A 14,338-nucleotide genomic window follows, 5' to 3' on the forward strand; every position below is an offset into this window, starting at 1 on the left:
CGGGGGTGCGGCCCCCCCCCCCCCCCGCCCCCGGGGGGGGGGGGCCCCCCGGGCCTCCGCGCGGGGGGGGGGGGGGGGGGCCCCCCCCCCCCCCCCCTCCGGGTCTTCCCGGTTCTCCCGGCCTTCCCGACCTTCCCGGCCCCCGAAGCCCTTCGCGGCCCTCCGCGGCCCTCGCGCCGGAGCCCTCGGCCTCGGGCCCCCGGCCGGCCGCGCGTGCCCGCCGAGCCCCCGCTCGCCACTCTTCGCCCGGACTCGCCCCCGCCCACCCCCTCGCGAAAGGTCCTCGCCGATGGATGTCGTGCTGCGACATCTCTCCGCCTTCACCGACGGCATCGTCACCACGCTCGAACTCACCGCGCTCTCCTTCCTCGGCGCGCTGCTGATCGGCGTCGTGGTGGCCGCCATGCGGGTGTCCCCCGTCGCCGCCCTGCGCGGCGTGGGCACCGTGTACGTGGAGACCTTCCAGAACACCCCGCTCCTGGTCCTGCTCGTGCTGTTCGTCTTCGGCCTGCCCGAAGTCGGGGTGATCTTCCCGCTGTTCACCACGGCGGTGATCGTGATCGCGCTCTACGAGGCGGCCTACATCGCCGAGGCGGTGCGTTCGGGGATCAACACGGTCTCGATCGGCCAGGCCGAGGCGGCCCGGGCCCTGGGGCTGACGTTCGGTCAGTCGTTGCGGCTGGTGATCCTGCCGCAGGCGCTGCGCGGCGTGGTGCAGCCGATCGGCAACATCTTCATCGCGCTGACCATGAACACCTCGCTCGCCGCCGCCGTCGGCGTGGTGGAACTGACCTCCGCCGCCAACCGGGTCAACCTCATGGAGGCGCAACCCATCCCCGTGTTCGTCGGCGCGGGCATCGGCTACATGCTCATCTGCGCCACGGCGGGGATCGTCACCGGCATGATCGAGCGGAAGGTGGCGATCGTTCGATGAGCGCGTCCCGAGTGTTGTTCGACGAACCCGGCCCGATCGCGCGGCGCCGGATGCGGATCGCCACGATCGTGGTCGGCGTCGCGGTGGCCGCCCTGCTCGCCGTGGCCGTGAAGCGGTTCGCCGATCACGGCCAGTTGGACGCGGACAAGTGGCGGCCGTACACCACCTGGCCGATGTGGCGGTATCTGCTGGAAGGGTTGTGGGCCACCATCCGCGCCGCCGCCGTGGCCACCGCGCTGTCCGTGGTCGGCGGCATCGTGCTCGCCCTGGGCCGGTTGTCCCGGCAGCGGGCGCTGCGCTGGTCGGCCACCGTGTACATCGAGGTGATGCGCACTGTTCCGGTGCTGCTCCTGGTCTACCTGGTGCTGTTCGGACTGCCGCACTACGGCGTGGACCTGCCGCTGTTCTGGAAGTTGGTCCTGCCGCTCTCGGTGTCCGCGTCGGCGGTGTTCGCGGAGATCTTCCGGGCGGGCATCCTGTCCCTGGATCGTGGGCAGCGCGAGGCGGGGCTCGCCGTCGGGCTGACCGACGGTCAGACGATGCGGCTGATCGTGCTGCCGCAGGCGGTGCGCCGGTTGTTGCCGTCGCTGGTCAGCCAGTCCGTCGGGCTGCTCAAGGACACCTCGCTCGGCTTCATCGTCAGCTATTCGGAACTGCTGTACAGCGGACGGGTGTTGGCCACCTACAACCGGCTGTTGATCCAGACCTACATCATCATCGCGCTGGTCTACATCGTGCTCAACGCGTCGTTGTCCAAGCTGGCCCGCACCCTGGAGGCCCGACAGGGCTTCCGCTCCGTCGGCCGACGCCGGCTGCGCACACTGGTCCGGGCCAAGGCGGCGGCGGACCAACCGCTGTGACGGCGACGAGCCGACCCCTGTGACGACTTCCCTGTTCGACGGCCGCACCGATCGGCCCATCCCGGAGGACCCCATGCGACCGCAGGACACCGTGCCCCACGCATCGACCACGCGCTACGCCGAACTCGCCGAGGTGGTGCGGTCGGGGTTCGTGGAGAGCCGGCACTTCGGCAGCCTGGTCGCACTCGCTCCGGACGGCCGGCCGGCGCTCGAGTTGGGCGTGCCGAACGAGCCGGTGGTGCCGCGCTCCTCGGCCAAGCCGTTCCAGGCGCTGGCCTGCCTGCGCGCGGGCGCGCCGCTGTCCGGGGCGCACGTGGCGATCGCGGCGGGCAGCCACACCGGGCAGGACTTCCACGTGGACGCGGTCGAGGACATCCTGACCCGCTCGGGGCTGACCTTCGACGCGCTGGGGTGTCCGCCCAGCCGTCCGGAGGACGAGGACACCTACCGGGAGATGATCGCGCGCGGCGAGGAGAACACCCGCGAGCGAATGAACTGCTCGGGCAAGCACGCCGCGATGCTGGCGGCGTGTGTCGCGTCGGGGTGGCCGACCGAGGGCTACCTCGACCCGGGGCATCCGCTGCAGGTGCTGGTCCGCGAGGGCATCGAGGAACTGGCCGGCGAATCGGTCGCGCACACTGCGGTGGACGGCTGCGGCGCACCGGTGTTCGCGATGACCCTGACCGGACTCGCCCGGGGCGTACGCGCGTTGGCCACCGCGACCACCGGGCCCGGGCGCGTGGTGGCCAAGGCGATGCGCGAACACCCGGCGTACGTGGGCGGGGACGGGCAGGCCAACACCGAGGTGATGCGGCTGCTCCCGGGCGTCCTGGTCAAGGGCGGCGCCGAGGGCGTGTTCGTGGCGGCGACCACCGCCGGACACGCGGTCGCGGTCAAGGTGATCGACGGCAGCCCCCGGGCCACCACCGCACTGGCGCTGGCCGCGCTGCACACACTCGGCGTGGACGTCTCGGCCGCCCACGAATGGACCACCGTACCGGTCCTGGGCGGCGGCCTTCCGGTCGGCGAGGTCCGCGTGACGTCCCACCTGGCGTAGCGCACCGCACGTCCCACCCGGTGCGGCACCGACCCCCGTCACCACCCCACCCCCACCGAACAACCCTTCGCACCATCAGGAGTTCGCGTCATGACCGTCAACGCCGGCCCCACCCCCGCGCCCGCCTTCGAGATCTGCATCGACGACGTGCCGGGCGCGCTCGCCGCGGAACGTGTGGGCGCGCAGCGCGTCGAGCTGTGCGCGGACCTGTTCGAAGGCGGCATCACGCCGAGCCTGGGCCTGATCGAGACCACCCTGGCCGCCGTCGAGGCGATCCGGGTCCATGTGATCGTGCGTCCGCGCGGGGGCGACTTCGTCTACGACGAGTACGAGGCCGCCGCGATGCGTCGGGACGTCGAGGCGATCCGGGCCGCCGGCGCACAGGGTGTGGTGATCGGCGCGCTGACCCCCGAGGGCGACCTGGACCGTCCGGTGATCGAGGCGTTGCTGGCCGCGGCCGGCGACCTGTCGGTCACCTTCCACCGCGCCTTCGACATGACCCGCGACCCGCACGCGGCCCTGGAGGAGCTGATCGAGTTGGGTGTCGACCGGGTGCTGACCTCGGGGCAGGACAGCAGCGTGCTGGAGGGCGCGCCGCTGATCGCCCGCCTGGTGACCCAGGCCGCCGGCCGGATCGTGGTGATGCCCGGCGGCGGCATCACCGCGCGCAACATCGACCGGGTGCTGGCCGCCACCGGCGCGCGCGAGGTGCACTTCGCGGCGGGCGCGATCCTGGAGAGCCCCGCCACGCACCGCAACCCGCACCCGTACATGGGCGGCGCGCTGCGCCAACCGGAATACGCCCGCCGGGTGACCTCCGCCGACGGCATCCGCGACGTGCTGGACGCCGCGCGCAAGGGCTGATCGGACACCTCCGGACCCGAAGTGGAAGTCCTGCGCCCGACACCGATGAGTTTGTGCGTCGGGACGGGTCGGTACTGGTGAGAGCGTCCACTACGGAGTACCGGAGGTTTCCATGCCCGCCCAGGGATTCACCACCTGCCTGTGGTTCGACGGCCAGGCCGAGGAGGCCGCGGACTTCTACCTGTCCGTGTTCAAGGACGGCAAGCAGGGCCGCGTCGGCTACTACAACGAGGCCAACCCGGACCAGGCCGGCCAGGTGCTCGTGGTCGAGTTCGAGATCAACGGACAGAAGTTCGTCGCGCTCAACGGCGGGCCCCAGTTCAAGTTCAACGAGGCCGTCTCGTTCCAGATCCACTGCGCCGACCAGGACGAGGTCGACCACTACTGGGGCCTGCTCACCGCCGACGGCGGCGAGGAGGGCCCCTGTGGCTGGCTCAAGGACCGGTTCGGCCTGTCCTGGCAGGTCGTGCCGACCGAGGTGATGGACATGATCGGCGACCCGGACGGCGCGAAGGCGACCCGGGCCACCAGTGCCATGTACACCATGAAGCGCCTGGACATCGCCGCGATCCGCAAGGCGTACGACGGCGAGTAGTCGGGCGAGCGGCCCGATGTCCCATGACGTGACCGCACGGGTCGGGTCGCCCCCCCACACGGGGGACGACCCGACCCGTGCGCGTGCGGGCCGCCGGGGCCGCGATGTGCGCCCTCAACCACCCAATCCCGCGTCGCGGGCGATGGCCACCGCCTCCGCGCGGCTGCGGGCGCGCAGCTTGGTCAGCACGTCGCTCACCCGATTGCGGACGGTCTTCTCCGACAGGATCAACCGCCGCGCGATCGACGCGTTGTCCAACCCCTGCGCGAGCAGGTCGAGGACCTCACGCTCGCGGTCGGTCAGCTGCGGGAACGGCACCGCGCCGCGTGCGTGCGCGGGGGCCGACGCGAAGAACGACAACACCCGCCGGGCGACACGCGGGCCGAAGACGGCCTCGCCGCGCGCCACGCCCAGGATCGCGCGGCGGATGTCGTCCCCGTCCGCCTCCTTGAGGAGATAGCCGCGCGCACCGGCCCGCAGCGCCGCGAAGACCGTGTCCTCGTCCTCGTCCATGGTCAGCACGATCACCGCCGTGTCCGGATGGGTCGTGGTGATCCGCGCCGTCGCCTCCAACCCGCCGACGCCCGGCATCCGCAGGTCCATCAGCACCACATCCGGCCGCAGCGCCGCCACCTCGGCCAGCGCCCGGGCCCCGTCGCCGGCCTGACCGACGACGTCGAGGTCGGCCAGGTCCTCCAACACCGCGACCATGCCGGCCCGGAAGACCGGGTGGTCGTCTACGACGAGCACGCTTACCGATGTGTCCACTACGACCTCTCCGACCCGTCGGGCAGGCTCGCCCGTACGACCACCCCGCCGCCGGGCGCGGGCAGGATCTCCATGCGGCCGCCGACCTCGTCCGCGCGTTCGCCCATGCTGCGCAGGCCCACCCCGGCGGCCGGGTGCGCGGGCAGGCCGCGGCCATTGTCGCGTATCTCCAACCGGAGCTTCGCGTCCACCACCGCGGCCGACAGGCGCAGTTCGCCCGCGGCGCTGTGCCGCACCGCGTTCGAGACGGCCTCGGCGGCTATCGCGTAGGCCGCGACCTCCACCGCCGCGGGCAACTCGTCCAGTCCCGGGCCGAGTTCGACCGTGCAGCGCGGCGTCTCGTAGCCGGCGACCACGTCGCGCAGGGCTCCCGCGAGGCCGAGTTGGTCGAGGATGGGCGGACGCAGCCCGTGCACCACCGAGCGCAGGTCGGTCACCGTCTGGCGCAGTCGATCGCGCACGCCTCGGGCCCGATCGGCCAGGTCCGGCTGTCCCGCGGCGGCGATCCGCCGGGCCAGCGCGTCGAGTTGGTGCGCGGCACCCGCCAGCGCCGGGCCCACGCCGTCGTGCAGGTCCGCCCGCAGGCGGCGGCGCTCCTCCTCGCGCGCGACGACGATCCGGGCACGGCTGCGGGCCACGTCGGTCACCAGTCCCGCCGCGTACGCCAACGTCGCCGCCCGGGCGGCGACCTCCTCGATCGCGGCGTATTCCTCGGGCGTCCAGCGCTCGTCGCCCGGCCGCAGGCCGACGCGCAGTTCACCCATGTCCCGGCCCAACGAACTCGCCGGAACGGCCCGCCAACCGGCGACCGGACAACCGCTCTCCACTCGCAACGCGGCGCCGTGGTGCGGGAGATGGCTGTGGAACGCCGCGTACGGCAGCCGCAGCGCGCGACGCAGCGCGTCCACCAGACGTTGCAGCGCCTCGTCGGGCTCCGACGCCGGCGCCACCTGCCGGCCGACCCGGGCAAGCACGGCGTACGGGTCGTGCCGGTGTCCGAACAACCAGCGGTCCACCGCCACCTGCACGGCGCTGCGCCCCGTCGCGGCGAGCAGCGCGACCACCGCCACCGCGAGAATCCCGCTCGTCGAGGTCGGCGCGACACGACCCACGCCCAGCACCAACGCCGTGTAGACACCGACCAGGACCAGCGTGAGGACGACGTAGACGATGGTGCGGTTGAGCACCAGGACCACGTCGAACAGCCGGTGTCGCAACATCGCGACGGCGATCCCGACCGGTGGGCTGAGCAACCCCACGGCGAAGAACAGGTCCTGCCCGGGGTCGGGTACCACGAGCGCGAGCAGCATGTTCGCGCCGAGCATCAGGCCGCCGAGCAGCAGCCACTGGAGTTGGATGCGCTGTACGCCGACCGCCCGGCGCGTGCGCACGAGCAGGGACGCCACCGCGGTCACCAGTCCCGGGCCGAGGGTCGCGAACGCGCCGACGAGCGTGAGGTATCCCAGCCACCACGCGCCGGGAATGGCCCACGGATTGTGCACGTCCTCACTGATGTCGATCGACCCGTCCCGGAACATCGCCCCGAACAGCGCGATCGCCGCGACGACGCAGATCCCGTACGCCGGGAACCGCCACCGGGGACCGGTCAGGTATCCGTCGGGGAAGACCATCAGCAGCAGCGGCACCACCACGAAGTACTGGGCGAATCCCCACGCGCCGACCCACGCCGCGAAATCCGCGCCCGGCAGCGGGTCGGCGCTGATCCGCGCGGAGGAGACCGCGTACAACGACAGCAGCAGATACGGGCCCAGCGTCGCGGGTACCAGGAGCAGCCAGCCCACCGGATTGCGCGGTCGCCCGCGCACGATCAGCGCGCCGATCAGCGGCCACGCCGATCCGAGCACGACGTCGCCCCACGACATCGGGCGCAGCTCGGTGCGCTCGGCGACCCAGTGGTAGGCGGGTACGTACGCCGCGGTCGTCGCGATGCCGACGGTGGCCGACACGCCCGCGAACACGATCAGGCGGGACTCGGGGATGCGCAGCAGCAGCGCGCGGATCCAGGCGGGCACGCGCGCGGGCGGGCGCCGGTCCGGCGGACACGCGCCGAGCGGTGGCGGAACGGGCTGGGTGGTCACCGCGCCCATGCTGCCCTACCGCGTCGCGGCGTACCCCGTCCCGCCGCGGGGATCCCGGACAGACGGTGTCGATGTCCCTGGAACCCGGGACTCCGGGCCCGCCAGTCTGGCGATGCCGCACGGGCAGGGAGTCCGATACGCGCCACCCGATGGGGGACGTGCAGCCGCCGGGGGGACGGCGACGCGGGGCGGCGACATGTGGAGGGGGAGACATGAGGTATCCGGATGTGAGCCCGGTCGGCGGGCGCGTCGAGGTCGGGGAGGCCCCGGCGCGCCGGCGAACCCACTGGCCGCTGCTCGCGGTGGCGGCCGGTGTGCTGGGAGCGTTCGCGACGATCGTGATGGACGTGCACGTGGCGGAGGCCGACGGCGGCATGACGCTCGCCCGGGTCGACGACGTGAGCGTGGTCAAGGCCCGGATCGGCTTCGCCGTCGGGTATGTCGTGGTCGCCCTGCTGATCGTGCTCGCCGCGGCCTGGCGGCGGCACGTGGAGCCGCGCGTGCCCGGGAGCACGGCGGCACGGGTGGTGTCGGCCGGTCTGGGTGCCTCGGCGGCGGCGCTGACCCTCGGCTACGGGTGGCGCGGGGCGATGGGCATCTACGGCGAAGGCGGCCCGGAGGACGAGCAGTTCGACCAGACCGCCCGCTATGTCTACTACGTACTCAACGACTTCGGGGCGTGGATCGGCTGGCTGGGCGTGCTGGTCGCCGCGTTCGCGATCGCCTGGATGGCGCTGCGGGAGCGTACCGTCTCGCGGTGGATCGGCTGGGTGTCGGTGCTTGCCGCGGGTGCGCCGAGCGTCGCGATGGCGGTGATGTCGGTACCCGGGATGCCCGCGCTGACGATGCCGTTCTGGCTGGTGGTCGCGGGCCTGGGGCTGACCTTCGGCAAGAGCACCATCACCCGCTGAGCCGGCATCGAGGAGACGGACGACGGAACCGGAACACCCACCGAGATGGATTTCCACGTGCGCCGGACACCACCGGCACCGCTCGGCCCGTACGGACCGCCGAACCACGGTGCGCCGTATCCGCCGATGCCCCTCCACCCGTCCGCCCCACCGCCCCGAGCGGGCGGGGGCGGCGGCCGGTGGATGATGGTCCTGACCCTGGTCGGCACGGTGGCGACGGTCGTCAGTGTGCTGATCGCGATGAACATCGGCCCCTTCGACTTCTCCGACAAGGGCACGGCGGTCAACCGGGCGTCGTACCTCAAGGACATCAACCGCACCTGCGCGGAGTCGTACGACAACATCGCCGACAAGCTCAACGACGTCGACGTGGCCGCCTCCACCGAGACCACGGACGTCGCCGCGCTGCAACAGCGCTTCCGGGCCCTGGACCTGTCGCTCGGGGCGCTGATGGACAAGCTCGACGGGCTGCCGAAGCCCGGTCGTGTCGACGCCGACGTCAAGGCGTGGTGGGACCTGTACAAACGGCAGGCCGCGTATGTCGCCACGATGACCGAGCAGTTCAACGACGGCGACGTGGAGGCGGCGTCCGCGACGATCGAGGAGAACACCGAACTCACCGGAGCCGACGGCCCGTTGAGCCTGGCCGCCAAGGCGATCGGGGTGAAGTGCCCGTAGCGACACCGCTTGCGGCGGGACCGGGCGGTTCGTGCGCCCGGTCCCGCCGGCCCGGTGTCACTCGTGGCCGGTGGTCTCGCCCGTGACGGTGGTGGCGTAGGCCGCCGGGTCCGCGGCCAGGTCGCGGATCAGGGTCAGGGCGTAGGACTCGATGGCGGTGACCAGGTCGACCTCGCCCGGGTCGAGGAGCCACTGCGTCTGCAGGCCGTCCATGGTGGCGAGCAGTTCGGCGGCCTTGAGGCCCGGGTCGACCTCGGCGCGGATCTCGCCGGTCGCCTGGGCGTCGGTGATGATCCGCGCGATCAACTCGCGCAGCCGCCGGTAGCGCTGTACGAAGTAGTCGTGGGCGGGATCCCGCGGGTCCAGGTTCTCCATGGTCAACACCGCGAGCAGGCGCGCCAGGCCCGGTTCGCGCGCGTTGCGGTGCGCGGAGGCGGGCATCTCCCGGATCGCCCGCAGCCCGCCGATGGCCACCGACTCCTGGGCGAACTCGATGCTCTGCGCGCCGCGGTGCTCGATCACCGCCTGGAGCAGGCCCTCCTTGCTGCCGAAGTAGTAGAGCAGCGCCGGTTGGGTGATCCCGGCGCGGGCCGCCACCTCCGCGAGGCCCGTGCCCCGAAAGCCGCTGCGCGCGAACAACTCACTGGCGATGGTGACCAGTTCCTCGCGTCGACGGGCGCCGCGCTCGCTGCGGCCCGGGCCCCTGCGGGGTTGCCGGGTCGGGTGGAGGGACCGCTTCGGGTCGTCGTCTTCGCGTGCTGTCGGGGTCACGGAACGCAGGCTAGCAGTTTTATCTAGTGGTTAGTAAAAAACGTGGTTATGGTGTGTGCCGCCGAGCGGAAGGACACGCACCATGCGAGAGACGTTCGCGAACCGTCGATGGCGGGGTCAGTGGGTCTGGGCCGAGCACACCGCGGTGGGCGCGCCGTCCCGGCAGAATCCGATGAACGGCTCGCTCGATCCCGAGCGGTTCGACCGCCGCGTGTTGTTCCGGCGCACATTCGAGCTGGCCGAGGTGCCCGACCACGCGCCGTTCCGGATCAGCTCGGATTCGCGACACGTGCTCTACGTCAACGGCGTCGAACTCGCCCGCGGCCCGATCCGGCACGGCGGCCGGCGGCTTTACCACGACTTCGGCGACGCGGCGGCGGCGCTGCGCCCCGGCCGCAACGTGATCGCGGTGCTGGCCCGGTTCTACGGCCACCGCACGGCGTGGTGGGTGCCCTCGCCGACCACGTACAGCCTCGGCGGCGGCGCGCTGGTCGCCGAGTTCGGCCTCGGCGCGGAGCGTTGGATCGGTACCGACGCAGCCTGGCGCTGCCGGGTGGCCGACGCCTGGACGCCGTGTGCCCCGCAGTCCGCGGTGTCCCCGCAGATCCCGGAGATCCTGGACGCACGCCGGCTGGACCCGGCCTGGACCCGCCCGGACTTCGACGACGAACGCTGGGACGCCGCGACGGTGTTGCCCGCCGCCCACGTCGGCAGCACCGGCGCGACCCGGCCACCGGCCGAACCGTACGGCGCGCTGCTGCCCAACCCGCTGCCGGCGCTCGGCGGCGCCACCCGCACACCGGCCGCGTTCGACTCCGCGCCGCTGCCCGTCGTGCCGAGCCCCGAGGGCCCGTTGGCGTCCGCCGACGTACACGCCGTGCTGCTCGGCGCGCTCACCACGATCCGGCCCGAGGCCCGCCCGGACGCCGTCCCCGACCCGACCGGCGACGCCCCCTCGCCCACCCTCGCGCTGCCCGCCGGCCGCCGACTGGTGATCGCCGATCTGGGCCGCATGGTCAGCGGCACGGTGCGCCTCGACCTCGAAGCGGCCCCGGGAACCGTGGTGTTCGGCGCGCTCGCCGAATCGCCCACCCCGGCCGCGCTGGCCGGTGCCGCGTGCTTCGCCTACACCGCGCGCGGGGACGAGGCGGGTGAGCGGTTCCGGCTCGGCGACCCGGCCGGGGGCCGCTACCTGGTCCTCGTGGTGGATGCCACCGGGCCGGTGCGGCTCGCGCCCGCCGTGCTGGAGCGGCTGCGCCCGCGCCCGGCCGGGCCGTACTTCGCCTGCTCCGACCCGCTGTTGGACCGTATCCACCGAGTGGGCCTGCGCACCGTGGACCTGACCGCGCACGACGCCTACATCGACTGCCCCAGCCGGGAGCAGCGGGCCTGGACCGGCGACGCGGTGGTGCACCAGTCGGTCGACCTGGTCACCAACCCCGACTGGAGCCTGGCCCGGCACCAACCCGTGCTCACCGCGACCCCGCGCGGCGACGGCCTGTTGCCGATGGTGGCCGCCGGCGACGGCGGTGACCCGGAGCTGGTCAGCATCCCCGACTGGTCGCTGCACTGGGTGCGTTCGGTGTACAACCTCCACCGCTACACGGGCGATCGGGCGCTGATCGCCCGACTGTTGCCCGCCGCCGAAATCGTGCTCGACTGGTTCACCGCCTTCCTCGGCGCCGACGGCCTGGTGCACGACGTCACCGGCTGGGTGCTGATCGACTGGTCGCCGGTGCAGGTCGAGGGCACCAGTGCGGCGCTGAACGCACTGTGGGCGCGGGCGCTGGGCGACTTCGCGGAGATGGCGCATTGGTTGGGTGACGCCAACCGGGCCGCCCGGGCGCGGGAGTTGCACGACGCGGTGCGGGTCGGCTTCGAGGTGTTCTGGGACGAGGAGCGGGGCGGCTACCGGGATCACGCGGTGGAGGACGTGGTGCGGCCCGCGATGAGCGAGCACACCACCGCGGCGGCGGTCTGCGCCGACCTGGTGCCGGCCGAACGCTCGGATCGGGTGCGGAGGTTCCTGCTCGCGCGGGACGTGATGTTCACCCTGGCACCGGTCGCCGCGCACGGCGGGGACGCGGACGGCGCACCCACCGGGCATGAGGTGGCCCGTTTCACCCCGCCCGCCGTGACGTGGGACGCGCGGCACCGAGTGGTCGGCGCACAGCCCTTCTTCCGCTACGTCGTGCACGACGCGCTGGCCCGGCTCGGCGCCGCCGACACCATCGCCGACCTGTGCCGCGACTGGCGGCGCCTGCTCGCCTCGGGCCCCACCGCGTGGCGGGAGACCTGGGAGGGCGGCAGCTACTGCCACGGCTGGTCGGCCACCCCCACTCGCGATCTGCTCGTGTACACCCTCGGGATCACCCCCGCCGAGCCCGGCTACACGACGGTCCGAGTCGCCCCGCGCCTGGGCGACCTGGAATGGGCCAAGGGCGCGGTCCCCACCCCGTACGGCCTCGTCCACGTCGCGGTGGAGGGCACCCGCGTGCATGTCGAGTCCCCGGTCCCGGTGCGGCTCGTGGCCCCCGACGGCACCGTCGCCGACCGGCCCGCCGGCACCTTCGACGCGGACCTGGCCGCGCTACCGGTGTGACCCCCGCCGCACCGTCGCGGCGGGCGCGGCATTGACGATTCCATGGCGCCAACTTAACAATACGCGTAACGAAACATCGACACGGTGTCCGCGTCCGGCCGCGCCCCCACCCGAGCGGCGGCCTCCTCCGGCCTGCCCCTCGGCCCCCGCCGCCTACCCTTGGAGTCCTTCGTGCACCAACACCTCGGCGTGGCCGCTCTGCTGAGCGACACCGCGCTGCGCTTGCCCGACCGCACCGCCGTGGTCGAGGGCGACACCCGGATCACCTATCGCGACCTGTGGGCCGACGTGCTGCGCTACGCCGCGGCGCTGCGCGAACGGGGTGTGCGGCCCGGTGATCGGGTCGCGGTGATGTTGCCCAACATCGCGGCGTTCCCCCGCGTCTACCACGCGGTGATCGCGGCAGGTGCCACCGTCGTGCCTGTGCACGGGCTGCTGGTCGCCGAGGAGGTCGAATTCGTGTTGCGGCACAGCGGATCGGTGCTCACGATCAGCGGCGGTGCGTTGTGGCCGACCGCGCGGGCCGCCGCCGACGCGGCCGGGATACCGATGCTGGCCGCCGACCACGAACACCCCGGCGAGCCGCTGACCGCCGCGCACCCGACCGCGGCCGACGACATCGCGGCCATCCTGTACACCAGCGGCACCACCGGCCGACCCAAGGGCGCCCGGCTGACCCACCTCAACATCGTGCTCAACGCCACGGTCTGCGCCCAGGACCTGCACGAACTGACGCCCGACGACGTGGTGTTGGGCTGCCTTCCGCTGTTCCACAGCTACGGCCAGACCTGCGCGATGAACGCCGCGCTGCGCGCCGGCGCGACGCTGGTCCTGATGCCGCGCTTCGACGCCGCCGCCGCGCTGGATCTGATGGCCGCGGAGGGGGTGAGCGTGTTCATGGGTGTACCGACGATGTTCCACGCGCTCACCGAGGCGGCGCGGGCGTCCGGCGCGAGCGCACCGACGCTGCGGTTGGCCGTGTCCGGCGGCGCCGCGCTGCCCGTCGCCGGTCTGGAGCGCTTCGAGGCCACGTTCGGGACACGGGTGTTCGAGGGGTACGGGCTGACCGAGACGTCCCCGGCGGCCACGTTCAACCAGCGCCTGCTCGGGCGCCGGCCCGGCACGGTCGGCCACGCGATTCGCGGGGTGGAGGTCGCGATCGCCGCCGCCGAGGTGGACGAGCGCATCGAACTGCTGCCCGCCGGGGCGGTCGGCGAGGTGGTGGTCCGGGGCCACAACGTGTTCGCCGGCTACCTCGACGACCCGGACGCGACCGCCGCCGCGATCGTGGACGGCTGGTTCCGCACCGGCGACCTCGGCGCGGTCGACGACGACGGCTTCCTGAGCATCGTGGACCGCAAGAAGGACCTGGTCATCCGCGGCGGGTACAACGTCTACCCGCGCGAGGTCGAGGAGGTCCTGGCCCGACACCCCGCGATCGCCCAGGTCGCGGTCTACGGCACGGCGCACGAGGCGCTCGGCGAGGAGATCCACGCGGCCGTCGTACTGCGCCCCGCCGCGCCCGGCACCGAGCCGCCCACCCCCGAGGACCTGATCGCCTGGTCCCGCGAACACCTCGGCCGGCACAAGTACCCCCGCGTCTTCCACCCGATGCCCACCCTCCCGCTGGGCCCGACCGGCAAGATCCTCAAGCGGGCGCTCCGCGACGCCACACCATCGGATCCGGAGGCCGCCATCCGCTAGCGGGCGCGGCCCCGGGGCGCCGATCGGCGCCGCTTTCGAGCGGACGATGTCCGGCCGTCGGGGGCGAGTTCGGGTGGGCGCGTGGCGCGGGAGGGCGGGCTCGGGTACCTTCGGTTCCCAAGTAGTCGTGGCCCGAAGTTCGTTCGCCCGTGATCGCGATCACGGGCGATTTTGCTGTGCACAGCCGCTTCGGGTCCGGTGAGCACCTCCGGGCCCGCATCGTGCGCGGCACGGTTCCATTTTTCTGAACGAGGAGTTCGGCGTGGCCAGTGGCACCGTGAAGTGGTTCAACAGTGAGAAGGGCTTCGGCTTCATCGAGCAGGACGGTGGCGGCCCCGACGTCTTCGCCCACTACTCCAACATCTCCGGCAGCGGCTACCGCGAGCTGCAGGAGGGCCAGAAGGTGACGTTCGACGTCACCCAGGGCCAGAAGGGCCCGCAGGCGGAGAACATCGTCGCCGGCTAGTACTCCCGTTCGTGGCGCGGCGGTGACAC

13 protein-coding genes are annotated in these 14,338 nt (G+C 72.8%); 10 read left to right on the forward strand and 3 right to left on the reverse strand.

Features of this window, described 5'->3' with window-relative positions:
* Positions 1-289 precede the first annotated feature (289 nt).
* The 5 genes from ACFRCG_RS01155 (at position 290) to ACFRCG_RS01175 (ending at position 4,310) form a co-directional block, all read left to right on the forward strand.
* Positions 290-934 (forward strand): amino acid ABC transporter permease, encoded by a 645-nt coding sequence (locus ACFRCG_RS01155; RefSeq protein ID WP_078980330.1) that lies wholly within the window; start codon positions 290-292, stop codon positions 932-934.
* Positions 931-1,794 carry an amino acid ABC transporter permease gene (locus ACFRCG_RS01160; RefSeq protein ID WP_380027367.1) on the forward strand — a complete coding sequence of 288 codons (864 nt, stop codon included), beginning with the start codon at positions 931-933 and terminating at the stop codon, positions 1,792-1,794. The genes ACFRCG_RS01155 and ACFRCG_RS01160 overlap by 4 nt, the downstream gene beginning before the upstream one ends.
* A gap of 73 nt (positions 1,795-1,867) precedes the next feature.
* Positions 1,868-2,851 carry an asparaginase gene (locus ACFRCG_RS01165; RefSeq protein WP_380027441.1) on the forward strand — a complete coding sequence of 328 codons (984 nt, stop codon included), beginning with the start codon at positions 1,868-1,870 and terminating at the stop codon, positions 2,849-2,851.
* A gap of 90 nt (positions 2,852-2,941) precedes the next feature.
* Positions 2,942-3,715, forward strand: coding sequence for a copper homeostasis protein CutC (locus tag ACFRCG_RS01170; RefSeq protein ID WP_380027369.1), 774 nt, complete (start codon positions 2,942-2,944; stop codon positions 3,713-3,715).
* 112 nt (positions 3,716-3,827) lie between these two features.
* Positions 3,828-4,310, forward strand: coding sequence for a VOC family protein (locus ACFRCG_RS01175; RefSeq protein ID WP_380027371.1), 483 nt, complete (start codon positions 3,828-3,830; stop codon positions 4,308-4,310).
* Between the two features lie 114 nt (positions 4,311-4,424).
* Here ACFRCG_RS01175 and ACFRCG_RS01180 read toward each other — a convergent pair whose 3' ends face one another.
* Positions 4,425-5,078, reverse strand: coding sequence for a response regulator (locus ACFRCG_RS01180; protein WP_380027373.1), 654 nt, complete (start codon positions 5,076-5,078; stop codon positions 4,425-4,427).
* Complete coding sequence (locus ACFRCG_RS01185) at positions 5,078-7,177, reverse strand: histidine kinase (RefSeq protein ID WP_380027375.1); 2,100 nt, start codon at positions 7,175-7,177, stop codon at positions 5,078-5,080. The genes ACFRCG_RS01180 and ACFRCG_RS01185 overlap by 1 nt, the downstream gene beginning before the upstream one ends.
* Positions 7,178-7,389: 212 nt before the next feature.
* Between ACFRCG_RS01185 and ACFRCG_RS01190 the strand changes: the two genes are divergently transcribed.
* Positions 7,390-8,088, forward strand: coding sequence for a hypothetical protein (locus tag ACFRCG_RS01190; RefSeq protein WP_380027377.1), 699 nt, complete (start codon positions 7,390-7,392; stop codon positions 8,086-8,088).
* Positions 8,089-8,271: 183 nt separating this feature from the next.
* Positions 8,272-8,766, forward strand: a complete 495-nt coding sequence (locus ACFRCG_RS01195) for a hypothetical protein (protein WP_380027379.1) — start codon at positions 8,272-8,274, stop codon at positions 8,764-8,766.
* Positions 8,767-8,823: 57 nt separating this feature from the next.
* Here the strand turns inward: ACFRCG_RS01195 and ACFRCG_RS01200 are convergent, their stop codons facing one another.
* The gene (locus tag ACFRCG_RS01200) at positions 8,824-9,537 is read right to left on the reverse strand and encodes a TetR/AcrR family transcriptional regulator (protein ID WP_380027381.1); all 714 of its coding nucleotides are present in this window, start codon (positions 9,535-9,537) and stop codon (positions 8,824-8,826) included.
* A gap of 82 nt (positions 9,538-9,619) precedes the next feature.
* On the opposite strand from ACFRCG_RS01200, the gene ACFRCG_RS01205 reads away from it, so the two are divergent.
* The 3 genes from ACFRCG_RS01205 (at position 9,620) to ACFRCG_RS01215 (ending at position 14,309) form a co-directional block, all read left to right on the forward strand.
* Entirely contained in the window at positions 9,620-12,139 is a 2,520-nt protein-coding gene (locus ACFRCG_RS01205; RefSeq protein WP_380027383.1) for an alpha-L-rhamnosidase C-terminal domain-containing protein, read from the forward strand.
* A gap of 171 nt (positions 12,140-12,310) precedes the next feature.
* Positions 12,311-13,843, forward strand: a complete 1,533-nt coding sequence (locus ACFRCG_RS01210) for a long-chain fatty acid--CoA ligase (RefSeq protein WP_380027443.1) — start codon at positions 12,311-12,313, stop codon at positions 13,841-13,843.
* Between the two features lie 262 nt (positions 13,844-14,105).
* Positions 14,106-14,309, forward strand: a complete 204-nt coding sequence (locus ACFRCG_RS01215) for a cold-shock protein (RefSeq protein WP_078980715.1) — start codon at positions 14,106-14,108, stop codon at positions 14,307-14,309.
* Positions 14,310-14,338 lie beyond the last annotated feature (29 nt).

Source organism: Embleya sp. NPDC056575 (assembly GCF_042793325.1).
GTDB lineage: Bacteria > Actinomycetota > Actinomycetes > Streptomycetales > Streptomycetaceae > Embleya.